Origin of the sequence: Mycobacterium hippophais, assembly GCF_027529605.1 — a bacterium.
GTDB lineage: Bacteria > Actinomycetota > Actinomycetes > Mycobacteriales > Mycobacteriaceae > Mycobacterium > Mycobacterium arseniciresistens.
This window is the reverse complement of sequence record NZ_JAPZPY010000005.1, coordinates 77632-100036: the sequence shown is the minus strand read 5'-3', so window position 1 is coordinate 100036 and position 22405 is coordinate 77632. Positions and strand designations below refer to the sequence as shown.

The 22405-nt window shown below is 71.1% G+C and carries 17 protein-coding genes; 12 read left to right on the top strand and 5 right to left on the bottom strand.

Annotation, left to right across the window (positions count from 1 at the left end; all coding sequences use genetic code 11):
- Positions 1–117: 117 nt before the first annotated feature.
- A complete protein-coding gene (locus tag O6P37_RS13660) occupies positions 118–1953 on the top strand; it encodes an acyl-CoA dehydrogenase (RefSeq protein WP_264011492.1) in 1836 nt (611 codons plus the stop codon).
- A gap of 491 nt (positions 1954–2444) precedes the next feature.
- Here the strand turns inward: O6P37_RS13660 and O6P37_RS13655 are convergent, their stop codons facing one another.
- Entirely contained in the window at positions 2445–3746 is a 1302-nt protein-coding gene (locus O6P37_RS13655; RefSeq protein ID WP_269894581.1) for an acetyl-CoA C-acetyltransferase, read from the bottom strand.
- A 99-nt stretch (positions 3747–3845) separates the two neighbouring features.
- Between O6P37_RS13655 and O6P37_RS13650 the strand changes: the two genes are divergently transcribed.
- Positions 3846–5198, top strand: coding sequence for a 3-oxoacyl-ACP reductase (locus tag O6P37_RS13650; protein ID WP_269894580.1), 1353 nt, complete (start codon positions 3846–3848; stop codon positions 5196–5198).
- A 3-nt stretch (positions 5199–5201) separates the two neighbouring features.
- A complete protein-coding gene (locus O6P37_RS13645; RefSeq protein ID WP_269894579.1) occupies positions 5202–6050 on the top strand; it encodes a MaoC/PaaZ C-terminal domain-containing protein in 849 nt (282 codons plus the stop codon).
- Positions 6051–6124: 74 nt separating this feature from the next.
- On the opposite strand, the gene O6P37_RS13640 is transcribed toward O6P37_RS13645, so the two are convergent.
- On the bottom strand, positions 6125–6754 hold the full coding sequence (locus tag O6P37_RS13640; protein ID WP_269894578.1) for a TetR/AcrR family transcriptional regulator: 630 nt from the start codon (positions 6752–6754) through the stop codon (positions 6125–6127).
- Between the two features lie 67 nt (positions 6755–6821).
- On the opposite strand from O6P37_RS13640, the gene O6P37_RS13635 reads away from it, so the two are divergent.
- Positions 6822–7988: an amidohydrolase family protein gene (locus O6P37_RS13635; RefSeq protein WP_269894577.1), complete on the top strand. Its 1167-nt coding sequence runs from the start codon at positions 6822–6824 to the stop codon at positions 7986–7988.
- Between the two features lies 1 nt (position 7989).
- On the opposite strand, the gene O6P37_RS13630 is transcribed toward O6P37_RS13635, so the two are convergent.
- Positions 7990–9171, bottom strand: a complete 1182-nt coding sequence (locus O6P37_RS13630; RefSeq protein ID WP_269894576.1) for a glycoside hydrolase family 3 N-terminal domain-containing protein — start codon at positions 9169–9171, stop codon at positions 7990–7992.
- 153 nt (positions 9172–9324) lie between these two features.
- Between O6P37_RS13630 and O6P37_RS13625 the strand changes: the two genes are divergently transcribed.
- From O6P37_RS13625 to bla, 6 genes are read left to right on the top strand one after another with little or no spacing between them, the layout of a single operon-like run.
- Positions 9325–9807, top strand: a complete 483-nt coding sequence (locus O6P37_RS13625) for a universal stress protein (RefSeq protein ID WP_269894575.1) — start codon at positions 9325–9327, stop codon at positions 9805–9807.
- A gap of 23 nt (positions 9808–9830) precedes the next feature.
- Positions 9831–10004 (top strand): DUF2613 domain-containing protein, encoded by a 174-nt coding sequence (locus O6P37_RS13620; RefSeq protein WP_264011484.1) that lies wholly within the window; start codon positions 9831–9833, stop codon positions 10002–10004.
- A 7-nt stretch (positions 10005–10011) separates the two neighbouring features.
- The gene (locus tag O6P37_RS13615; RefSeq protein ID WP_408633169.1) at positions 10012–14271 is read left to right on the top strand and encodes an alpha-(1->3)-arabinofuranosyltransferase; all 4260 of its coding nucleotides are present in this window, start codon (positions 10012–10014) and stop codon (positions 14269–14271) included.
- Between the two features lie 11 nt (positions 14272–14282).
- On the top strand, positions 14283–15260 hold the full coding sequence (locus tag O6P37_RS13610) for a phosphotriesterase family protein (protein WP_269894574.1): 978 nt from the start codon (positions 14283–14285) through the stop codon (positions 15258–15260).
- On the top strand, positions 15260–16735 hold the full coding sequence (locus O6P37_RS13605; protein ID WP_269894573.1) for an AMP-binding protein: 1476 nt from the start codon (positions 15260–15262) through the stop codon (positions 16733–16735). The genes O6P37_RS13610 and O6P37_RS13605 overlap by 1 nt, the downstream gene beginning before the upstream one ends.
- Before the next feature lie 43 nt (positions 16736–16778).
- Entirely contained in the window at positions 16779–17675 is an 897-nt protein-coding gene (gene bla, locus O6P37_RS13600; RefSeq protein WP_269894572.1) for a class A beta-lactamase, read from the top strand.
- A 4-nt stretch (positions 17676–17679) separates the two neighbouring features.
- Here bla and O6P37_RS13595 read toward each other — a convergent pair whose 3' ends face one another.
- Entirely contained in the window at positions 17680–18804 is a 1125-nt protein-coding gene (locus O6P37_RS13595; RefSeq protein ID WP_269894760.1) for an acyltransferase family protein, read from the bottom strand.
- Between the two features lie 227 nt (positions 18805–19031).
- On the opposite strand from O6P37_RS13595, the gene O6P37_RS13590 reads away from it, so the two are divergent.
- A complete protein-coding gene (locus O6P37_RS13590) occupies positions 19032–20228 on the top strand; it encodes a DUF3068 domain-containing protein (RefSeq protein WP_269894571.1) in 1197 nt (398 codons plus the stop codon).
- Between the two features lie 11 nt (positions 20229–20239).
- On the top strand, positions 20240–21892 hold the full coding sequence (locus tag O6P37_RS13585; protein WP_269894570.1) for a hypothetical protein: 1653 nt from the start codon (positions 20240–20242) through the stop codon (positions 21890–21892).
- Between the two features lie 39 nt (positions 21893–21931).
- Here O6P37_RS13585 and O6P37_RS13580 read toward each other — a convergent pair whose 3' ends face one another.
- Entirely contained in the window at positions 21932–22345 is a 414-nt protein-coding gene (locus tag O6P37_RS13580) for a hypothetical protein (protein WP_269894569.1), read from the bottom strand.
- Between the last annotated feature and the right edge of the window lie 60 nt (positions 22346–22405).

The window sequence follows — 22405 nt, the reverse complement described above, 5'->3', positions numbered from 1 at the left end:
TTGCTCGCGCGAGCTTTGCGTTGAAGTTACCGGGCGGTATAGTGACCATTAGTTACTGGTGGGTAACTTAACCGAAGTACCCAACCGCAGGTGGCAATTCTCGTCGAGGAGGACATAGTGAGCCACTACAAGAGCAACGTCCGGGACCAGGTATTCAACCTGTTCGAGGTGCTCGAAGTCGACAAGGCCCTCGGTGAGGGGGTGTACAGCGACCTGGACGCCGACACGGTCAAGGAGATGCTGGGCGAGATCGCCCGCCTGGCCGAGGGTCCGATCGCCGCATCGTTCGAGGACGGCGACCGCAATCCGCCGGTGTTCGACCCCAAGACGCACACCGTGACGTTGCCGGAGTCCTTCAAGAAGTCGGCGCGTGCCGTCATCGACAACGACTGGGACAAGGTCGGCGTCGAAGAGGAACTCGGCGGCATGCCGATGCCCCGCGCGCTGGTGTGGGCGCTGCACGAGCACCTGCTCGGCGCGAACCCGGCGGTGTGGATGTACGGCGGCGGCGCCGGCTTCGCCAGCATCTTCTACAAGCAGGCCACCGACGAGCAGAAGAAGTGGGCGCAGCTCGCCGCAGAGCGCGGCTGGGGCGCCACCATGGTGCTGACCGAGCCCGATGCCGGTTCGGACGTGGGCGCCGGCCGCACCAAGGCCGTCAAGCAGGACGACGGCTCGTGGCACATCGACGGCGTGAAGAGGTTCATCACCTCCGCCGACTCCGATGATCTGTTCGAGAACATCTTCCACCTGGTGCTCGCCCGCCCCGAGGGCGCGGGCCCGGGCACCAAGGGCCTGTCGCTGTTCTTCGTGCCCAAGTTCCTCTTCGATTTCGAAACCGGTGAGCTGGGTGAGCGCAACGGCGCCTTCGTCACCAACGTCGAGCACAAGATGGGCCTGAAGGTTTCGGCCACCTGTGAGCTGACCTTCGGTCAGCACGGTGTGCCCGCCAAGGGCTGGCTGGTCGGCGAGGTGCACAACGGCATCGCGCAGATGTTCGACGTCATCGAGCAGGCCCGCATGATGGTCGGCACCAAGGCCATCGCGACGCTGTCGACCGGCTACCTGAACGCGCTCGAGTACGCCAAGGAGCGGATCCAGGGCGCCGACATGACGCAGATGACGGACAAGACCGCTCCGCGGGTCTCGATCACCCATCACCCCGACGTGCGCCGTTCGCTGATGACCCAGAAGGCCTACGCCGAGGGTCTTCGCGCGCTGTACCTCTACACCGCCACCTACCAGGACGCGCCGGTGGCACAGGCCGTGCACGGTGTCGACGGCGAGCTGGCGCTGAGGGTCAACGACCTGATGCTGCCGATCGTCAAGGGTGTCGGTTCCGAGCAGGCCTACGCCAAGCTGACCGAGTCGCTGCAGACGTTCGGTGGGTCGGGCTTCCTGCAGGACTACCCGATCGAGCAGTACATCCGCGACGCCAAGATCGACTCGCTCTACGAGGGCACCACCGCCATCCAGGCGCAGGACTTCTTCTTCCGGAAGATCGTTCGCGACAAGGGTGTGGCGCTGGCGCACGTGGCCGGGCAGATGGAGGAGTTCGTCAAGAACGAGTCGGGCAACGGCCGGCTCAAGGCCGAGCGCGCGCTGCTGGCCACCGCTCTGACCGACGTCCAGGCGATGGCGGCCTCGCTGACCGGCTACCTGATGTCGGCACAGGAGGATCCCAAGGAGCTGTACAAGGTCGGTCTGGGTTCGGTGCGCTTCCTGATGAGCGTCGGCGACCTGGTGATCGGCTGGCTGCTGCAGAAGCAGGCCGCCGTGGCCATCGAGGCGCTCGACGCCGGCGCGACCGGCGACGACAAGGCCTTCTACGAGGGCAAGATCGCGGTCGCGTCGTTCTTCGCGAAGAACTTCCTGCCGCTGCTGACCAGCACCCGTCAGGTCGTCGAGAACCTCGACAACGACATCATGGAGCTCGACGAGGCTGCATTCTGATTCCTGGTGTGCTGATCTGACCTACCCAAGAGGCCCCCGGATCCGTCCGGGGGCCTCTTGCGTGGGCGGGCGTGAGATCGACGCCGTGCAGGAGAAGTGCGGGCAGGGTGCTGCGACAGATCAATCTCGAGAGCCTGTAGGAGGGCCGGCGGCAGTCACAGGCGGCGCCGCGGGGAAGCAGGCGGAAGAAGACATGAGGGCGGGTTCGGGAGGACTCATGGGGGCGTCTCTCTCGCGAGATACACGCCGCCGGCTGTTCACCCCTCGCCGGCTGTTCGGATCAGTCGCTCCCGAACCCGTCGTATGGCTGACTGTACGCCTCTGACACCCCTCGTACCAGAGGAAATACGTCGAACCGAAGTAAGTGGCCCCGTGTTGCCGTCGGGTCGGGGGGTCAGACGGCAACACGGAGCTATCCCCTGTATCGATCGGTTCGCCGGAGGCGTTACAGCCGTGCCGAATTTAATTTTCACGAGTCGATATTCGATGCCTCAGGCCTCGAGAATCGCCGCCACGCCCTGCCCACCGGCGGCGCAGATCGAGATCAGCCCGCGCACCGGCTGGCCGGTGTCCTTCTTCTTCTCCGCCAGCTGCTTGGCCAACTGGGCGACGATCCGCCCGCCGGTGGCCGCGAACGGATGCCCGGCGGCCAGTGACGACCCGTTGACGTTGAGCTTGGTTCTATCGACACTGCCTAATGCACTATCTAAGCCGAGGCGCTCCTTGCAGTACTCCTCGGACTCCCACGCCTGCAGGTGCGCCAGCACCACCGACGCGAACGCCTCGTGGATCTCGTAGAAGTCGAAGTCCTGCAGGCTCAGCCCGTTGCGTGCGAGCAGCCGCGGCACCGCGTAGGTGGGCGCCATCAACAGGCCGTCGGCGCCGTTGACGTAGTCCACCGCAGCGGTCTCCCCGTCGACGTAGTACGCCAGCGGCTCGATCGAATGCTGCTGCGCCCAGTCCTCGCTGGCCAGCAGCGCCACCGAGGCGCCGTCGGTCAGCGGCGTGGAGTTGCCCGCCGTCATGGTCGCGTCGCCGAACTTGACGCCGAACACCGGCTTGAGCTTGGCCAGCTTCTCCGCCGACGAGTCCGCCCGCACGTTGTTGTCGCGGTACAGGCCGAGGAACGGGCTGACCAGGTCGTCGAAGAAGCCGCGGTCGTAGGCGGCGGCCATGTTGCGGTGGCTCGCGGCGGCCAGTTCGTCCTGGTCGACACGCTTGATGCCCATCTCCTTGGCGGTGATGGCGGCGTGCTCGCCCATGGACATGCCTGTGCGGGGCTCGCTGTTGACCGGGATCTCGATGCCCACCGACGCGGGCAGCTTGCCGACCAGCTTGAGCCGGTCGACGTTGGACTTGGCGCGGCGCAGGCCGAGCAGGTTCTTGCGCAGGTTGTCACCGAACGCGATCGGGGCGTCGGAGGTGGTGTCCACCCCACCCGCCGCGGCCGCCTCGTAGCGGCCCAGCGCGATGCCGTCCGCGGCGGCCAGCGCCGCCTGCAGCCCGGTGCCGCAGGCCTGCTGGATGTCGAACGCCGGGGTGTACGACGACAGCGCGCTGCCCAGCACGCATTCGCGCATCAGGTTGAAGTCGCGGCTGTGCTTGAGCACCGCGCCGCCGATCACGGCGCCGAGCCGCTCGCCCTCGAGGTTGTAGCGCTCGATCAGCCCACCCAGGGCGGCGGTGAACATGTCCTGGTTCGAGGCGCTGGCGTATGCGCCGTCCGACCGTGCGAACGGGATCCGGTTTCCGCCGAGGACGGCGACCCGCCGGCGGGAATTGGTGTCAGCCACGTTTGTCTGCCTCCGTTGTCGGTTATCCAGGACATCTCGTCAGGGTCCTCTGCAGGGCCATAGTACCCACGCTTCTTACTCTGGAGTAAGTTCGTACCCATGCCTTCGGATCTGTATTCCCAAATCGTCCACTCGGCACCCGGCTCGTTCCTCGCCAAGCAGCTCGGCATCCCGCAGCCCGAGACGCTGCGCCGCTACAAGGCCGGCGAACCGCCACTGCCCGGCGCGCTGCTGATCGGCGGCGACGGCCGCGTCGTCGAACCACTGCGCAGCGCACTGGCCGACGACTACGAGGTGGTGTCCAACAACATCGGCGGCCGCTGGGCCGACAACTTCGGCGGCCTGGTCTACGACGCCACCGGCATCACCGAACCCGAGGGCCTCAAGGGGCTCTACGAGTTCTTCACGCCCGTGCTGCGCAACCTCGCGCCGAACGCCCGCCTCGTCGTCGTCGGCACCGACCCCGACGCGATCTCGACCCCGCACGAGCAGATCGTGCAGCGCGCACTCGAGGGCTTCACCCGCTCGCTGGGCAAGGAGCTGCGGCGCGGCGCGACGGCGTCACTGGTGTACCTCTCGCCCGACGCCAAGCCCGCCGCCACCGGCCTGGAGTCGACGATGCGCTTCATCCTGTCCGGCAAGTCCGCCTACGTCGACGGCCAGGTCTACCGGGTGGGCGCCGCCGACGCCGCGCCGCCGTCGGACTGGGACAGGCCGCTCGCCGGCAAGGTCGCGCTCGTCACCGGTGCGGCGCGGGGCATCGGCGCGACGATCGCCGAGGTGTTCGCCCGCGACGGCGCCGCGGTCGTCGTCGTCGACATCGAGGGCGCCGCCGACGATCTGGCGAAGGTCCGCGACAAGGTCGACGGCACCGCGCTGACGCTGGACGTGACGGCCCCCGACGCCGTGGACAAGATCGCCGAGCACCTTCGCGAACACCACGGCGGAACCCTCGACATCCTCGTCAACAACGCGGGCATCACCCGCGACAAGTTGCTGGCCAACATGGACGAGGGCCGCTGGGACTCGGTGGTCGCCGTCAATCTGCTTGCGCCGCTTCACCTCACCGAGGGACTCGCCGACAACGGGGTGCTCGCCGAGGGCGGCCGGGTCATCGGCCTTTCGTCGATGGCCGGCATCGCGGGCAACCGCGGGCAGACCAACTACGCGACCACCAAGGCCGGCATGATCGGGCTGACGGACGCGCTGGCCGAGAAGCTGGCGGACAAGGGCATCACGGTCAACGCGGTGGCGCCCGGGTTCATCGAGACGAAAATGACCGAGGCGATCCCGGTGGCCACCCGCGAGGTGGGCCGCCGGCTCAACTCGCTCTACCAGGGCGGCCAGCCCGTCGACGTGGCCGAGACCATCGCGTACTTCGCGAGCCCGGCCTCGAACGCGGTGACCGGCAACACGATCCGGGTCTGCGGCCAGGCGATGCTGGGGGCCTGAGACGTGACACAACCCTCCGGGCTGCGCAACCTGGCGCGTGCCGCCGCAGGCGCCCTGCCGTTCGTGCCGCGTGGCGACACCCTGCCCGACCGCACGCTGACCGTGGACGAACTCAGCATCGACGCCGCCAACGTCGCCGACTATGCGGCGGTCACCGGCCTGCGGTTCGGTGACCGGGTGCCGCTGACCTATCCGTTCGCGCTGACGTTCCCCACCGTGATGGATCTCGTCACCGGTTTCGACTTCCCTTTCGCCGCAATGGGTTCGGTGCACATCGAGAATCGCATCACCCAGCACCGGCCGATCCTGGTGAGTGACACCGTCGGGGTGTCGGTGCATGCGGAGAACCTGCGGGAACACCGCCGCGGACTGCTGGTGGACATCATCACCGACGTCAAGGTGGGCAACGACCTGGCCTGGCACCAGGTCACCACGTTCCTGCACCAGCAGCGCACCAGCCTGTCCGACGAGCCCAAGCCGCCACCGCAGAAGCGGCCCAAGCTGGGCCCGCCGAACGCCGTGCTGCGCATCACGCCCGCGCAGATCCGCAAGTACGCCTCGGTCGGCGGTGACCACAACCCGATCCACACCAATGCGGTGGCCGCCAAGCTGTTCGGCTTCCCGAGCGTGATCGCGCACGGGATGTTCACCGCGGCCGCCGTGCTGGCCAACATCGAGGGGCAGCTGCCCGACGCCGTCGAGTACGCGGTGAAATTCGCCAAGCCGGTGATCCTGCCCGCCAGCGCGGGCCTGTACGTCAGCCGCGGCTCCGACGGCGGCTGGCAGCTGGCGCTGCATCACCTGAGCAAGGGCGACCCGCATCTGACGGGCACGATCACGGCGCTGAAGTAGGCCCGTGGCGCGTTGACTTTGCGCTCAGATCGCGATTTCACGCGCAGATGCGATCTGAGTGCAATCTCAACGCGTCAGGTGTGCGCGTCGGCCACCGACGGGGCGTCCTCGTGGGCCGGAGTGCCCTTGAGGCCGCGCCAGAACAGGTTGATCATCAGCTCGGCGGCCTCGTGGACGTCGGCGTCCCCGGTGCTGACCCGGGCGGCCACCGCCTCGCCCGCGCCCACGAGCGCGACGGCCATCATGTCGAAGTCGGTGTCCGGTTCGGGGTGCCGGGTGCCCGACCGCAGCAGCCTGCCGACCAGGTCGACGATCCGGTCGCGGCCCTCGCGCACGGTGTGGGCGAACGCCTGCGAGCTGGTGGCCTGCGTGTAGAGCACCATCCACGACGCCCGGTTGGCGTCGATGTAGCTCAGGAACGACACCACCGCGTTGCGCAGCAGATCCTTCGGGCTTTGCGAGAAGTCGATCTTGCTGCGCACCTCGTCGACGAACCGGGTGAGCTCTCGGGCCAGGCACGCGCCGAAGAGCTCCTCCTTCGATCCGTAGTACAGGTAGAGCATCGGCTTGGAGATCTGCGCCTCCGCCGCGATCGCGTCCATGGACGTCTCGTGATACCCGTTCACCGAGAACATCTGCACGGCGGCGTCGAGCATCTGCTGCTCCCGGACCGCCCGGGGCAACCGCTTCGTTCCGCCTGCCATGACCTCAGGGTAAGCAATGGGTGACCGGACGGCGTCCGCGGCGCGGTGGTTGAGCGAGAATCACAGCATGGCGCTGCCCGACCTGTTCCTCGGTGTCGAGGCCGACGTGCCGCGGGCGCTGGCCGACCGGCTACGCGAGATCGAACTCGTCGACCACCACGTGCACGGCGCATTCGCGGTGCCCGTCGACCGGCCGGACTTCGAGGCGTCGCTCAACGAGGGCTCCCCCGACCCGGTGCCGGAGTTCATGACGCAGTTCGACTCACCACCCGGCCTCGCGGTGCGGCGATGGTGCGCGCCGCTGCTCGACCTGGCACCACTGGCGGGACCGGACGAGTACTGGGAGCGACGCAGCGCGTTCAGCGCCGAGGAACTCGCCACCCTGATGCTGCCCGCCGCGAGGGTGGCGCGGTGGATCGTCGACCCCGGCTTCAAGGGCGACCGGATCACCACACCGGAGGGGCTCGCCGCCCTCAGCGGCAGGCCGGCGTCGCAGGTGGTGCGGTTGGAGACGCTCGCCGAGGACCTGCTGGCCGGCGGCGCCACACCGGAACAGTTCCCCGACGCGCTGCGGGCGGGCCTGGCGACCGCCGCCGAGACGGACGGCGTCGTCGGCGCCAAGACGATCGCGGCCTACCGCACCGGCTTCGACATCGACTGGACCCGGCCCGCCGATGCCGACGTCGTGGCCGCCGCCCGCGAACTGGCAGCCCGACCGGCGCCGCTGCGGCTCGACAGCCCGGTGCTGACGGCGTTCGTGGTGCACGAGGCGGCCGCACACGGCCTGCCGCTGCAGGTGCACGTCGGATTCGGCGACCGCGACCTCGACCTGCACCGCACCGACCCGTTGCTGATGCTGCCGCTGCTGCGCACGATGGCGCCGGTGCCCGTGCTGCTGCTGCACTGCTACCCGTTCCACCGCCAGGCCGGCTACCTCGCCCAGGCCTTCGACCACGTCCACTTCGACGTCGGCCTCGGCATCAACTTCCTCGGCGTGCGTTCGACGGCGCTGGTGGCCGAGGCGCTGGAGACGGCGCCGTTCGCCAAACAGCTGTACTCGTCGGACGCCTTCGGCCCGCCCGAACTGCACGTGCTGGGTTCGGTGCTGTGGCGGCGCGCGATGGGCCGGGTGCTGGGCGACTGGGTGCGCTCCGGCGACTGCGGTGTGGACGACGCGGTGCGCATCGTCGACATGATCGGCGTCGACAACGCCACGCGCGTCTACGGTCTTTAGCTCAGCAGCGCGGGTTGGGGCCCTTCGCCGCGGCCATGCGCAGCACCGACGCGTCGACGGCGGCCGGAGTGAGCTCGCCCGCGGCCAGCGCCTTCTCCAGGCGGTCGAGCACCGCGGGAACCTCGCCGGTGCTGACCCACAGTGCGGTGTCGGCGCCGGCCTGCAGGCTGCGCAGCACCGCCTCGGCCACCCCGAACCGGTCGGTGATCGCCTGCATCGACGACAGGTCGTCGGTGAACACCGGGCCACCGAACGGCGGGCCGCCGTACTCGCCCGAACGCAGCAGCGCGTAGGCCGCCGGGCTGAGGCTGGCGGGATCGCTGCCGGTCAGTCCGGGCACCTGCATGTGGCCGACCATCACGGCGACCGGCGCCTGGGTGGTCAGCGTCCGGTACGGCACCAGGTCGTTGGCCTGCAGGTCCGCCAGCGACGGCGTGGTGACGCTGCCGGTGTGCGAGTCACCCGACCCGTGCCCGTGGCCGGGGAAGTGCTTGAGCACCGGCAGCACGCCCGCGTCGCGCAGCCCGCGGGCGTAGGCGCCTGCGTAGTCGGTGACGGTGATCGGGTCGGCGCCGAACGAACGGTCGCCGATCACCGTGTTGTCGGCATCCTCGGTGACGTCGACCACCGGCGCGAAGTCGATGGTGATGCCCAGCCCACGCATCTTGCGGCCGCGGTCGAGTGCGATGCCGTACACCTGCTCGGGCGACTGGCTGGCCGCCAGCTCGCGCGGCGACGGCTGGCTGCCGATCAGCCCGGCGAGCCGCGACACCCGGCCGCCCTCCTCGTCGACGCTGACCGCAAGCGGAAGCGGGCCCGCCTCGGCGCTGATGTCACGCAGCTGATCGCCCATGATCGACAGGTCGGTCCAGCTGCCGATCATGATCCCGCCGACGTGGTGGGCATCCACGACCGCCCGAGCGTCGGCGGCGCCGGTCACCCCGACCATCAGCAGCTGAGCCAGCTTGTCGCGGGTCGACATGCCCGCCAGCACGTCGCCACAGGCCGGTGCCGCGGGCGCCGCGGGCAGCGGGCCCTTGAGCAGCACGTTCGGCGACGCCTGCGGGACGACGCTGTTGACGGGGCTCGGCTGCGGCATCGAGGCGGACTGCTCGCCGGCCGGCGCACAGGCCAGCAGCAGCCCGGCCATCGCCGCCAGCGCGCTCACGCGGGACAAGACCATAGGGCTCGACACTAGCGGCACATGAACGCGTAATCGATCCCCGTGGTCGTCGAGGCCCACCCAGACCGTGCAGCGGCCGCCGCGCCAGAAGACCCGTTACCCGTCCGTCACCTCCCATATTCTTGCGGTGTCCACGATCGGGAGTGAGGTGCCATGACCGCCGAAGCGCAGGATTCGGCCGCGCGCGTCATGGTGATCGCCTTCGACGGGACACTCAACGCCCGCCGCGCGGTGCGCTACGCCGGCCGGTTCCTCTCGGCCGAACGGGCCGTGGTGCTGACGGTGTGGTCGCCGGTGCTGCGCGGGCCCGGCCCGGTGTCGGTGGACCTCGACGGCCCGCCCGACCCCGACGATCCGGACGACGTCGACATCGCCTGGGCCGACGCGCAGCGCACCAACGACGACGGGGTGGAACTCGCGACGGCGGTCGGCCTGCCCGCCGAACCGATGTGCGTGGCGATGGCGGGCACCGTGTGGAACTCGATCATCGACGCCGCCGACGCCCTGGACGCCGACCTGATCGTCACCGGCACCCGCGGTACCACCGGGGTGCGGTCCCTGCTGCAGTCCAGCGTCGCCGACCGCGTGCTGCGGCACGGCCACCGGCCGGTGCTCATCGTGCCGCCGGGGCGCTGACCTGCCCGTGCTACGTTGGCGGCATGGACAGGTTCATCGTGCCTTCCGCGGCCAGTATCGTCGTCGGCCTGCTGTTGGGTGCGGCGGCCGTGTTCGGCGTGACACTGATGGTGCAGCAGGACAACAGGCCTCCGCTGCAGGCGGGCGATCCGGCGTCATCGGTGCTCAACCGGGTCGAGTACGGCGACAGAAGCTAGCCCCCGGGTGGCCCGGGAGGATGGGCCGCCCACACCACCCGAGCGGTTCGAGCCGTTGTCACGGCGCTGGTTGTGGGTGGCCGCCGCGGCGGCGCTGATCCTGACGTTCGCCCAGTCGCCCGGCCAGATATCGCCGGACACCAAGCTCGATCTCACCGCGAATCCGCTGCGCTTCCTGGCTCGCGCGGCCAACCTGTGGAACAGCGACCTGCCGTTCGGCCAGGCGCAGAACCAGGCGTACGGCTACCTCTTCCCGCACGGCGCGTTCTTCCTCGCCGGCGACGTCGTCGGCCTGCCTGGCTGGGTCACCCAGCGGCTGTGGTGGGCGCTGCTGCTCGTGGTCGGCTTCTGGGGCGTGCTGCGGGTCGCCGAGGCGCTGGGCATCGGCACGCCGACGTCGCGCATCGTCGGCGCCGTCGCGTTCGTGCTGTCACCGCGCGCGCTGACCACGCTCGGCGCACTGTCGTCGGAGACGCTGCCGATGATGCTGGCGCCGTGGGTGCTGCTCCCGGTGATCCTGGCCTTGCGCGGGTCGGGTCCGGTCCGGCTGCTCGCGGCACGTTCGGCGGTGGCCGTGGCGCTGATGGGCGCGGTCAATGCGGTCGCGACGCTGACCGGGTGCCTGGCCGCGCTCATCTGGTGGGCGTGTCACCGGCCGAACCGGCGATGGTGGCGGTTCACCGCGTGGTGGTTCGGCTGTGCGGCGCTCGCGGTGGCGTGGTGGGTGGTGCCGCTGCTGCTGCTCGGCCGCATCAGCCCGCCCTTCCTCGACTTCATCGAGTCGTCGGGCGTCACCACGCAGTGGATGTCGCTGACCGAGATGCTGCGCGGCACCGGCAGCTGGACGCCGTTCGTCGCGCCCGGCGCCACCGCGGGCAGCTCCCTGGTGACCGGGTCGGTCGCGGTGCTGGCGACGACGCTGGTGGCGGCGGCGGGTCTGGCCGGCCTGGCGATGCGGTCGATGCCTGCGCGCGGCCGGCTGGTCACCGTGCTGCTCACCGGCGTGGTGTTGCTGGCCGCCGGTTACTCCGGCGGGTTGGGTTCCCCTGTGGCACAGGCCGTCCAGGCGTTCCTCGACGCCGACGGGACACCGCTGCGCAACCTGCAGAAGCTCGACCCGCTGCTGCGGGTGCCGCTGGCGCTCGGGCTGATCCACCTGCTGGGCCGCATCCCGCTGCCGGGCAGCGCGCCACGGCCGGTGGTGCGCGAGGCGTTCAGCCATCCCGAGCGCGACAGGCGGGTGGCGGTCGGCATCGTCGTGCTGGTGGCGCTGGCGGCGGGGACGTCGCTGGCGTGGACGGGCCGGCTGGCGCCGCCGGGCGCGTTCGACGAGATCCCGCCGTACTGGCAGCAGACCGCCGACTGGCTCGACGAACACAACACCGGCACCCCCACCGCAGGGCGGGTGCTGGTGGCCCCCGGCGCCCCGTTCGCCACCCAGGTGTGGGGCAGCAGCCACGACGAGCCGTTGCAGGTGCTCGGGAACAGCCCGTGGGGCGTGCGTGACTCGATCCCGCTGACGCCGCCGCAGACCATCCGCGCGCTGGACTCCGTGCAACGGCTGTTCGCCGCCGGGCGACCATCCGCGGGATTGGCCGATACCCTCGCCCGACAGGGCATTTCCTACGTCGTGATCCGCAACGACCTGGATCCGGAGACGTCGCGCTCGGCCCGGCCGGTGCTGGTGCACCGCGCCGTCGACGGCTCCCCCGGCCTGACCAGGGTGGCGCAGTTCGGCGACCCCGTCGGCCCGGGCACCCTCGACGGCTTCGTCACCGACAGCGGTCTGCGCCCGCCCTATCCGGCGGTCGAGATCTACCGGGTGGACGCCGGGGCGGGCGCGCCGCACCCGGCGGCGCCGTACCTCGTCGACACCGACGCGATGGCGCGGGTGGACGGTGCACCCGAGGCGCTGCTGCGGCTCGACCAACGCCGCCGCCTGCTCGACCGGCCGCCGCTTGGCCCGATGCTGCTGACGGCCGACGCCGAACGGGCGGGGCTGCCCGCCCCGCTGGTCACCGTCACCGACACGCCCGTCGCGCGCGAGATCGACTACGGCCGGGTCGACGACCACGCCTCGACGATCCGCGCACCGGGCGACACCCGGCACACGTTCAACCGCGTCCCCGACTACCCCGTCGACGGCGCAGATCCGGTGTACGCCCGGTGGACCGGCGGGCGGATCACCGTGTCGAGTTCGGCGGCCGACTCGACCGCGCTGCCCAACGTCGCGCCGGCCACCGGACCCGCGTCGGCCGTCGACTCCGACACCTCGACCAGCTGGGTGTCGAATGCGCTGCAGGCCGCCGTCGGGCAGTGGCTGCAGATCGACTTCGACCGCCCCGTCACCAACGCCACGCTGACCATCACCCCCAGCGCCACCGCCGTCGGCGCCCAGGTGCGGAGGCTCGAGGTGTCCACGATCAACGGCACCAGCTCGGTGCGCTTCGAGGAGGCCGGCGAGCCGCTGACGGTCGCGCTGCCCTACGGCGAGACGCCGTGGGTGCGGATCACCGCGGCCGCCACCGACGACGGTTCGGCGGGTGTGCAGTTCGGCCTCACCGACCTGTCGGTCACCCAGTACGACGCGAACGGTTTCGCGACGCCGATCACGGTGCGCCACACCGTCGACGTGCCCGGCCCGCCGGCCGGATCGGCGGTCGCACAGTGGGATCTGGGCTCCGAATTGCTGGGCCGGCCGGGTTGCGTCGACTCCCCGGACGGGGTGCGGTGCGCGGCGACGATGGCGCTGGCGCCCGAGGAGCCGGTGAACCTCAGCCGCACGCTGACCGTGCCGCAGGCCGTCGCGGTGACCCCGACGGTGTGGCTGCGCGCCCGGCAGGGCCCGAAGCTCGCCGATCTGGTCGCTGCGCCGGGCGCCGCCAGGACCACGGGGGACGCGGACCTCATCGACGTGCAGGGATCGGCGTTCGCCGCGACCGACGGCGACCCCAGGACGGCGTGGATCGCTCCGCAACGCGTGGTGCAGCAACGCAACCCACCCACCATCACCGTGCGCCTGCCGTCCGCGACCGACGTTGCGGCGCTGCGCATCACGCCGAGCGGGGTGGAACCGCCGGCGCGGCCCACGATGGTCGCGGTCAACCTCGGCGACGGACCACAGGTGCGCCGGTTGTCCGGTGAGGACGAGACCCAGACCATCGACCTGCACCCGCACCGCACCGACACGGTGACCGTGTCACTGCTGGACTGGAACGACGTGATCGACCGCACCGCACTGGGATTCGATCAACTCAAGCCGCCGGGCATCGCCGAGGTCGAGGTGCTCGACCGCCGGGGCAGGCCGATCGGCACGCCCGACGCGTCCGCTGCCAGATCGCGCACGATCACCCTGCCCTGCGGCCGAGGACCGATCATCGGCGTGGCCGGGGAGTTCGTGCCGACGTCCGTCCGCACCACCGTCGGGGCGCTGCTCGACGGCGAGCCGATCGCCGCGCAGCCGTGCCGCACCGACCCCATCGCGCTGCCCGCGGGCCAGCAGGAGCTGGTGATCAGCCCCGGCCCGACGTTCGTGGTGGACGGCGTGCAGTTGGCCGGTCCGCGTGCCGACGAGATACGTCCTGCGGCAACAACTCCCGTCGACACCGGAGATTGGAGCGCCGACCGGCGGCAGGTCGACGTGCCCGACGCGGCGACCTCGCGGGTGCTCGTGGTGCCGGAGAGCGTCAACCCCGGCTGGCACGCCCGCACCGCCTCCGGGGAGGAACTGGAGCCGGTGACCGTCAACGGCTGGCAGCAGGGTTGGGTGGTCCCCGCGGGCACTTCCGGAACGGTGACACTGGCCTTCGCGTCCAACGCGCTGTACCGCACCGGCCTGATCGCCGGGCTGTGCCTGCTGCCGGTGCTGGCGCTGCTGGCCTGGCTGCCCGCGCGACGCCGCCCCCGCCCGGACGACCCGGCAGTGCCGTGGCGGCCCGGGCCGTGGTGGGCTGGCGCGGCCGCGGTGGGCGTCGGTGGTGTCGTCTCCGGCGTGGCCGGCGCGCTGGTCGTCGGCGCCGCGCTGGCGGTGCGGTACGTGCTGCGGAACCGCGCGCGGCTGCTCGACAGGATCACGGTCGGCACCGTCGCCACCGGTCTGATCGCGGCGGGCGCCGTGCTGAGCCAGACCCCCTGGCGCTCGGTCGACGGGTACGCCGGGCACTCGGTGGGTGTGCAGTTGCTGGCACTGATCTCGGTGGCGACGCTGGCCGCGTCGGCGGTGCCGGATCGCCGCGAACCGGACCCGCCCGACGCCGCACAGCCCTAGCATCGACGGTGATGCCGCAGCTCAACACCGCACGCGGAGCGCTCGATACCGCCGACCTCGGCGTCACGCTGATGCACGAGCACGTGTTCATCATGACCACCGAGATCGCGGTGAACTACCCCGAGGCGTGGGGCGACGAGCGCACCCGCATCGCCCGTGCGATCGACCGCCTCGACGAGCTCAAGTCGCGCGGGGTGGACACCATCGTCGACCTCACCGTTGTCGGCCTCGGCCGGTATGTGCCGCGGATCGCCACCATCGCCGCGGCCACCGAGCTCAACATCGTGGTCGCCACCGGCCTGTACACCTACAACGACGTGCCGTTCCGGTTCCACTTTCAGGGCCCCGGCACCGCGCTGGGCGGACCCGAGGTGATGACCGAGATGTTCGTCCGCGACATCACCCATGGCATCGCCGACACCGGCATCAAGGCCGCGATCCTCAAGTGCGCGACCGACGAACCCGGGCTCACCCCCGGCGTGGAGCGGGTGCTGCGCGCGGTGGCACAGGCGCACCGCCAGACCGGGGTCCCGATCTCCACCCACACCCACGCCGCCACCCGCCGCGGGCTCGAACAGCAGCGCGTCTTCGCCGAGGAGGGCGTCGACCTGTCGCGCGTCATCATCGGCCACTGCGGCGACACCACCGACCTGGCCTACCTCGAGGAGCTCATGGCAGCGGGGTCGTATCTCGGGATGGACCGCTTCGGCGTCGACGCCTACCTGTCGTTCGAGGACCGCGTCGCCACCGTCGCCACGCTGTGCGCGCGCGGCCACGCCGGGCAACTGGTGCTGTCGCACGACGCGTCCTGCTACTTCGACGCGCTGCCCGAGGCGACGCTGCCGGTGGCGATGCCCAACTGGCACTATCTCCACATCCACAACGACGTGCTGCCCGCGCTTCGCCGGCAGGGTGTGACGGAGGAGCAGATCACCACGATGCTGGTCGACAATCCGCGCCGGATCTTCGAGCGGCGGGGCGGGTACTGATGGCACCGGTGGACCCGATCGGCACGCAGGTTTCGCAGCTGGCCGCGCAGGATCCCGGCGCACCCGCGGTCACCTGCGCGGGACGCACCCTGACCAGGGCGGAGTTGGACGCATCGACCAACCGGCTCGCCCGCGCCTACGCCGAACTCGGTGTGCGACAGGGCGATTACGTGACGGTCGTGCTACCGAACTCGATCGGCTGGGTGCAGGCCGTGCTGGCCGCATGGAAGCTCGGCGCGGTGCCGCAGCCGCTGTCGGCCCGGCTGCCCGACGCCGAACTGGCCGCGCTGCTCGCGCTGCGGACGCCTGCCCTGCTGGTCGGCCGGGCCGATCCCAACAGCGTCGCGCGCAGCGTCCCGGCTGACTTCGAGCCCGATCCGACGGTGTCGGCGGACCCACTGCCGGAAACGGTTTCGCCGGTCTGGAAGTCGATGGCCTCGGGCGGCAGCACCGGCAGGCCCAAGCTGATCGAGGCAGGCAACGACAGCCGGGTGCCCGCGCTGATCGGTGTACCGCTGGGCGCCGAATACGGTGACGTCAACCTGATCTCGGTGCCGATGAGCCACAACACCGGGTTCACGACCTTCGCGATCGGCCTGCTGATGGGCCACCACATGGTGGTGATGCCGCGGTTCGACCCGCACGAGTTCCTGCGCCTGGTCACCGAGCACCGGGTCACGTTCCTGACCACTGTGCCGACGATCATGCAGCGGCTGCTGCCGGTGTACCGGGCCGCCGTGGAAGCCGACCCGGCCGCCTACGACCTCTCGTCGATCCGGCGGTTCTGGCATCTCGCCTCGCCGTGCCCGCCGACGGTCAAGCGGGCGTGGATCGACCTGCTCGGCCCCGACGTGGTGTGGGAACTATACGGCGGCACCGAATTACAGGCGCTGACGTTCATCTCCGGCGACCAGTGGCTGAGCCATCCGGGATCGGTGGGCACGGTGGTCGCGGGCGAGATGACGGTGCTCGACGACGACGGGAACACCTGCCCGCCGGGAGTGACGGGCGAGATCTACATGCGGCGCGCACCCGGCAGCGCACCCACCTACCGCTACGTCGGCAGCACCGCGAAGAGCCGCGACGGCTGGGAATCGCTCGGCGACCTGGGCTACTTCGACGACGACGGCTTCCTCTACCTCAACGACCGGCGGATCGACATGTTCACCGTCGGTGGCCGCAACGTCTATCCCGCCGAGGTCGAGTCGGCGCTGTCGGCGCACCCGGACGTGTTGTCCTGCCTCGTGGTCGGGATCCCCGACGACGACCTGGGTCAGGTGCCGCACGCGCTGGTGCAGCCCGCACCGGAGTCGGCGCTCGACGAGGCGGCGGTGACGGTGTTCGTCGCGGAGCGCCTCGCCGGATACAAGGTGCCCCGCACCGTCGAGTTCACCGACCAGCCGCTGCGCGACGACGCGGGCAAGGCCCGGCGGTCGGCGGTGCGCGACGCCGTCATCGCGAGGGCGGCGCGTTGACCCGGCGACCCGGCCGCGGCGCCGCCATGGTTCGGTACACACCATGAGCCCACAACTGAACCGGCGCCACGCCATCGGGCTGGCCCTCGCGCTGACCGCCGGAGCCGCCGTCCGGCCAGGCCTCGCCGCGGCCATGCCCCCGATCGCCGATCCCGAGATCCAGGGCCTCGAGGAGCGGTTCAACGCCGAGATCGGGCTCTACGCCGTCGATCTGGTGTCGTCGGCCACGCTGATGAACCGGCCGGACCAGCGCTCGGCGATGTGCTCGACGTTCAAGGCCTACGCCGCCGGACGGCTGCTGCAACTCGCGGACCAGGGCGCGCTGCGGCTGGAGGCCACACCGGTGCAGGTCGCCGCGGCCGACATCGTCGCCAACTCGCCGGTCACCGAGAAGCGCGTCGGTACGACGATGACACTGGCCGAGCTGTGCGCCGCAGCGCTGATCAACAGCGACAACACCGCGGGCAATCTGCTGCTGCGCGCGATCGGCGGCCCGCAGGCGATCACGGCCTTCGCCCGCTCGATCGGTGACGACCAGACCAGGCTCGACCGCTGGGAACTCGACCTCAACGACGCCGACCCCGGCGACCCCCGCGACACCACCACCCCCCGCGCGCTGAACGGCGGCTACCGCGCACTGCTCACCGGCGGCGTGCTCACCCCGCCGTCGCGGCAGCGGCTGCTGGACTGGATGCTGGCCAACGTCACCTCAGGCACCCGGTTCCGGGCCGCCTTGCCCGCGGGGTGGACCAGCGCCGACAAGACCGGCGCCGGCGACTACGGCACCACCAACGACTCCGGCCTGCTGATCGGCCCGGCCGGCCAGCGGCTGCTGGTGACGGTGCTGACCCGCTCGCGCGACGGCCGGGAGAAGGTGCCGCCGCTCAACGACGCCGTCGCCGAGACCGTGCGCGTCACGCTGCGCAGGCTGGGGCACTGACGCGTCAGTGCGAGATCGGTTCCGCGGCCCCGGTGACGGCACTGTCGAGCGGCGGCACCGGCCTTCCGTCGACCCTGGCCCGCCGGTACTCCCAGCGCCGCAGCGCCACCCGGCACGGCGATTCGACCAGCGCATAGCTGACGGCCGCGATCGCGAATCCGAAGACGAGTGTGAGCGCCAGCACCACCGGCATGTGTCCGGTGAAGGCGAACTCCCCGATCACCGGGAACACCATGGCCAGCGCGGCGAGGTGCCAGACGAACAGCCCGTAGGACCACCGGCCCAGCGTCACCATCACCGCGCTGCCGAGCAGGCGGTGCGGGGTGTCGGGCCGGTCGAGCACCAGCGGCGCCAGCAGCGCCGCGGCCAGCACCGCCCCCATCGCCGTCTTCACCATGAACTGGTCGGTGGTGCCCGGGGTCAGCCCCTCGGGGCCCGCGACCGGCGACGCCGCGACGAGGTAGGCCGCCACCGCGACGACGGCCATCAGGATCCGCCTGCGCGCCAGCCGGTGCGGCCAGGACACCGGGGACACCGTCAGCTCCGCGAGCAGCATCCCGGCGGCGAACCAGGAGAAGAACGCCGGCGGCCAGTTCAGCGAGTTGACGCCGAGGGGGGTGCTGATCGGGATCAGCGCCCAGCCCATGCTGGCGAGCGCCGCCACCACGATCACCGGGATGCGCGCCCGCACCGGCACCCGCCGCGCCAGCAGCGCGAGCAGCGGCAGCACCAGGTAGAAGCTCACCTCCACCGACAGGCTCCACATCTGGGTCAGCCCGGCGGTCAGGGTCAGCGGCACGTAGATCTGCGTCAGCGTCAGGTTGGCCAGCCACACCGTGAGGTCGGCCCTGGCGTCGGGCAGCAGGGTGAGGATGACGACGACCGCCACCAGGTAGCCCGGCATGATGCGGACGATCCGCGACCGCAGGTAGTGCCCGGTCGGCGGGACGGGGCGCAGGCCCCTTGCGGCCGCGGCGTGCCCGCGCCACAGCAGGAACCCCGACAGTGCGAAGAACACCGCGACCGCGAGGTCGAAGCGGCCGAGCAGACGGCCGTCCACACCGCCGGTGTGCCCGGTCTGGAACGCCACGTGGGTGACGACGACGCCGATGGCCGCGCAGGCGCGCATGCCTTCGACGGCAGGCAGGAAGTCGCGCTGCCCTCCGGATCCGGTCGCGTCTGCCACGGTGACCAGTGTGCCGGGCGGTCGAACGGGTAGTACCTCCCCACCCCCGAGCGGCCCCCGGGCCGCGACCTCGTAGTAAGTACCCGCCTTATTGTCTGCTGTTAGGGTCAGACGGGTTTTGCCGCGACCTCAGGCCAGCCGGCCGGAGTCCAAGCCGAAGGAGGCACGGTTTGAACCGCGCAGTCGCGCTGCGTATTGCGGCATGCGGACTCATGGGGCTCGGAGCAGCCCTTCTGATCGCCGCGCTGTTGCTGTCGACCTACACCAAGAGCAAGGTGGCCAAGGTCCCGCTCGACATCGACGCCACTCTGGTCAGCGACGGGTCGGGCACCGCGTTCGATCCGGCATCGCTGCTCGGTGAACGGTTCGTGGTCGACCGCGACGTGCCGCTGAGCCTGCAGCAGGAGGTGAGCGTCGAGGCCCCGTCGAACGCCGACGTGGTGACGCTGCAGGTCGGCTCGACGCTCCGGCGCACCGACAAGCAACAGGACAACGGACTGATGCTGGCGATGGTGGACACCGTGACCCTCGACCGGTCCTCGGCGATGGCCGTCTCCAGCGAGAGCAACCCGGGTGGTGCGGTGCAGAAGCCCCGTGGCATCGACGACGACCAGCCGCCGACCAGCATCGCGTTGCCGCACGAGGGGCTGACGTACCGCTTCCCGTTCGACACCGAGAAGAAGACCTACCCGCTGTTCGACCCGATCGCGCAGAAGGCCTACGACGCCAACTACGACGGCGAAGAGGACGTCAACGGGCTCACCACCTACAAGTTCACCCAGAACGTCGGCTACGACGACGAGGGCAAGCTGGTCGAGCCGGTGAAGTACGCGTCGCTCTACGAGGACGACGCCGACAGCCAGGTCACCGCGCGGGCCGCTCTGTGGGGCGTTCCCGGCGACCCCGAAGAGCCGATCACGATGAGCCGCTACTACGCGGCGCAGCGCACGCTGTGGGTGGATCCGGTGTCGGGCTCCATCGTGAAGAACGAGGAGCACAGCTACCACTACTACGCGCGGCAGGCCCTCGAGCCCGAGGTCACCTTCGTCGACTACAAGGTGACGTCCACCGAGGAGACCGTCGAGACGCAGGTCGCCGCGGCACGAAGCGAGCGCGACCGGGTGTCGCTGTGGGGCCGCATACTGCCGATCACGTTCACTGCGGTGGGGCTTCTCGCCCTGGTCGGCGGCGCGCTGCTCGGATCGTTCAGCATCCGCGCCGAGTCGGCGCTGATCGACCCCGGACTCGACGAGGCCGACCACGGCTTCTTCGACACCATGGGCATCCAGGTGCCGGGCGCCGAGGCCAAGACCGAGAAACTCCCGGCGCAACGGCCGACCGACCTGCCGCCCGACAGACCGGTCTGATCGGGGCGCTCGTGCTGCCGGCGTACGCGCTGGCACTCGCGCTGGTGGTGACCGGGCCGCTGCTGGCGCCGGGATACCTGCTGCTGCGCGACGCGGTCTCCACTCCCCGGTCGCACCTCACCGACGTCGCCCTCGGACTGTCCGACGCCGCACCCCGGGCGTTGCCCCAGGACTTCGCGGTGGCGCTCGGCTCTCATGTCGTCGATGGCGGCGTCGTGGTCAAGGCGCTGCTGGTGGCCGGCCTGTGGCTGGCGGGCTGGGGTGCGGCGCGGTTGACGGCGGCGGTGCTGCCCGACGCCGGACGCGCCGGCCAGGCCGTGGCGACCACGCTGGCGATCTGGAACCCGTACGTCGCCGAACGCCTCCTGCAGGGCCATTGGAGCCTGCTGGTCGGCTACGGCTGCCTGCCGTGGGTCGCGGCGGCGGTGCTGCGCCGGCGAGAGGGTGCGGGCTGGTGGTGGCCGCTGGCGTTCTGGCTGGCGCTGGCGGGCCTGACACCGACCGGTCTGATGCTGGCCGCGACGGTCGCGCTGGCCGCGGCGTGTGCGCCGGGCGTGCGGTCCTGGCGGGTGCCCGCGGTGACGCTCGCCCTCGCGCTGCTGGTCGCCTCGCCGTGGCTGGTGGCATCGGCGGTGGCGGGTTCGCTGCCCGCGTCGCAGGCCGCCGGGGTGCCCGCGTTCGCCGCCCGCGCCGAACCCGGGCTGGCCACACTGGGGAGCCTCGCCGGGCTGGGCGGGATCTGGAACGCCGAGGCGGTACCCGAAACGCGGGCAACGGCATTCGCATTCATCGCCACGCTGGTGCTGCTCACCGTGGTGGCCGTCGGCCTGCCGGTGGTGGTGCGCCGTCCGGCGGCCGTCCCGCTGCTCGCGCTCGCGGCCGTCGCCGTCGTGGTGCCCGCCGCGATGGCCACCGGGCCCGGGCTGGTCGCCGTGGAGGCGGTGGTGAACGCGCTGCCCGGTCTCGGGGTGGTGCGCGACGGGCAGAAGTGGGTGGCGCTCGCGGTCCCCGGCTACGCGCTGGCCGGCGCCGGTGCGGTGATCCTGCTGCGACGGTGGCTACCGGGTGCTGCGGTCGCGGCGGTGTGCTGCGCGGCCCTGATCGCGACCCTGCCCGACCTCGCGTGGGGCGTCGGCGGCCGGATGACCGCGGTATCCTACCCGGACGGCTGGCGCTCGGCGGCGGCGGTGATCGATGCCGATCCCGGCCCGGTGGCCGTGCTCCCGCCCGACAGCATGCGCCGCTTCGCGTGGGCGGGCCCGGCGCCGGTGCTCGATCCGCTGCCCCGCTGGGTGCGTGCGGACGTGCTCAGCACGGGTGACCTCGTCATCGGTGGCCGGACCGTGCCCGGCGAGGGTGCGCGGGCGCGGGAGGTGCAGGACATGGTGCTGGGCGGGGCGACCCGCGAAGAGCTGGCCGCCGCGGGCGTCGGCTGGGTGGTGGTCGAGTCGGGCTCCGGCGACCTCGATCTGCCCCTGGCCTTCCGTGACGACGACCTCACGGTCTACCGGGTGGGCGGCTCCGCGCCCGCGTCGCCGCACCGGGCGCTGATGATCGCCGTGCACCTGGCCTGGCTCGCGGTGTTGCTGGCGGGGGCGGCGGGGACGACGGTCGCCACGCTGCGACGGCTCCGGTCGGGTGCGACTTCTGCACCAGGGCAGTGATCGTCGCGCAATCGCGACCCTGATGTCGAAGTCGTGTGGCTATCGCGGCTTCTTGGGTGCGCCGCGGCCACGCGCGGGCGGGTCCCGCGGCACGCCCGCCGTGCCGCGGCCCGTCAGCCGGCCCAGGGTCGATGCGCCCGGCATCGTGGAAACGGCGTTGAAGACGTCGTTGCCGGTGTTCACCAGCGCCTCGAGCTGGGGCAGCACGGCGTCCATGGTCCGGATCATCGGGTCGGCCAGCGCCAGGTACCGCTCGGCGCGGTCGATGGCCGCGTTGAGCCGTTCCGTCGCGGCGACGAGGTTCTCGATCAGGTCCGGCAGCTGACCGACGAGCTCCAGCGACGCGCGTGAGCCGCGGAACGCGTCGTTCACCGCTCCCTGCGCCGTCTCGGCCGCGAACTGCGCAGCGGCCTTCACGTCTTTGGGGCCTGGGACCTTCGGCGGCGGAGTCATGTGTCAACTGTGCGCGACGACGCCGTCGATCAAGGTGCTTTTCGTGGCATTCGGGACGGT

Coding starts and splice junctions, on each gene's coding strand:
- O6P37_RS13650 (WP_269894580.1), top strand. CDS start 3,846: ATGCCTTCGGATCTGTATTCCCAAATCGTCCACTCGGCACCCGGCTCG.
- O6P37_RS13640 (WP_269894578.1), bottom strand. CDS start 6,754: ATGGCAGGCGGAACGAAGCGGTTGCCCCGGGCGGTCCGGGAGCAGCAG.
- O6P37_RS13635 (WP_269894577.1), top strand. CDS start 6,822: ATGGCGCTGCCCGACCTGTTCCTCGGTGTCGAGGCCGACGTGCCGCGG.
- O6P37_RS13630 (WP_269894576.1), bottom strand. CDS start 9,171: ATGGTCTTGTCCCGCGTGAGCGCGCTGGCGGCGATGGCCGGGCTGCTG.
- O6P37_RS13625 (WP_269894575.1), top strand. CDS start 9,325: ATGACCGCCGAAGCGCAGGATTCGGCCGCGCGCGTCATGGTGATCGCC.
- O6P37_RS13620 (WP_264011484.1), top strand. CDS start 9,831: ATGGACAGGTTCATCGTGCCTTCCGCGGCCAGTATCGTCGTCGGCCTG.
- O6P37_RS13610 (WP_269894574.1), top strand. CDS start 14,283: ATGCCGCAGCTCAACACCGCACGCGGAGCGCTCGATACCGCCGACCTC.
- O6P37_RS13605 (WP_269894573.1), top strand. CDS start 15,260: ATGGCACCGGTGGACCCGATCGGCACGCAGGTTTCGCAGCTGGCCGCG.
- bla (WP_269894572.1), top strand. CDS start 16,779: ATGAGCCCACAACTGAACCGGCGCCACGCCATCGGGCTGGCCCTCGCG.
- O6P37_RS13595 (WP_269894760.1), bottom strand. CDS start 18,804: ATGCGCGCCTGCGCGGCCATCGGCGTCGTCGTCACCCACGTGGCGTTC.
- O6P37_RS13580 (WP_269894569.1), bottom strand. CDS start 22,345: ATGACTCCGCCGCCGAAGGTCCCAGGCCCCAAAGACGTGAAGGCCGCT.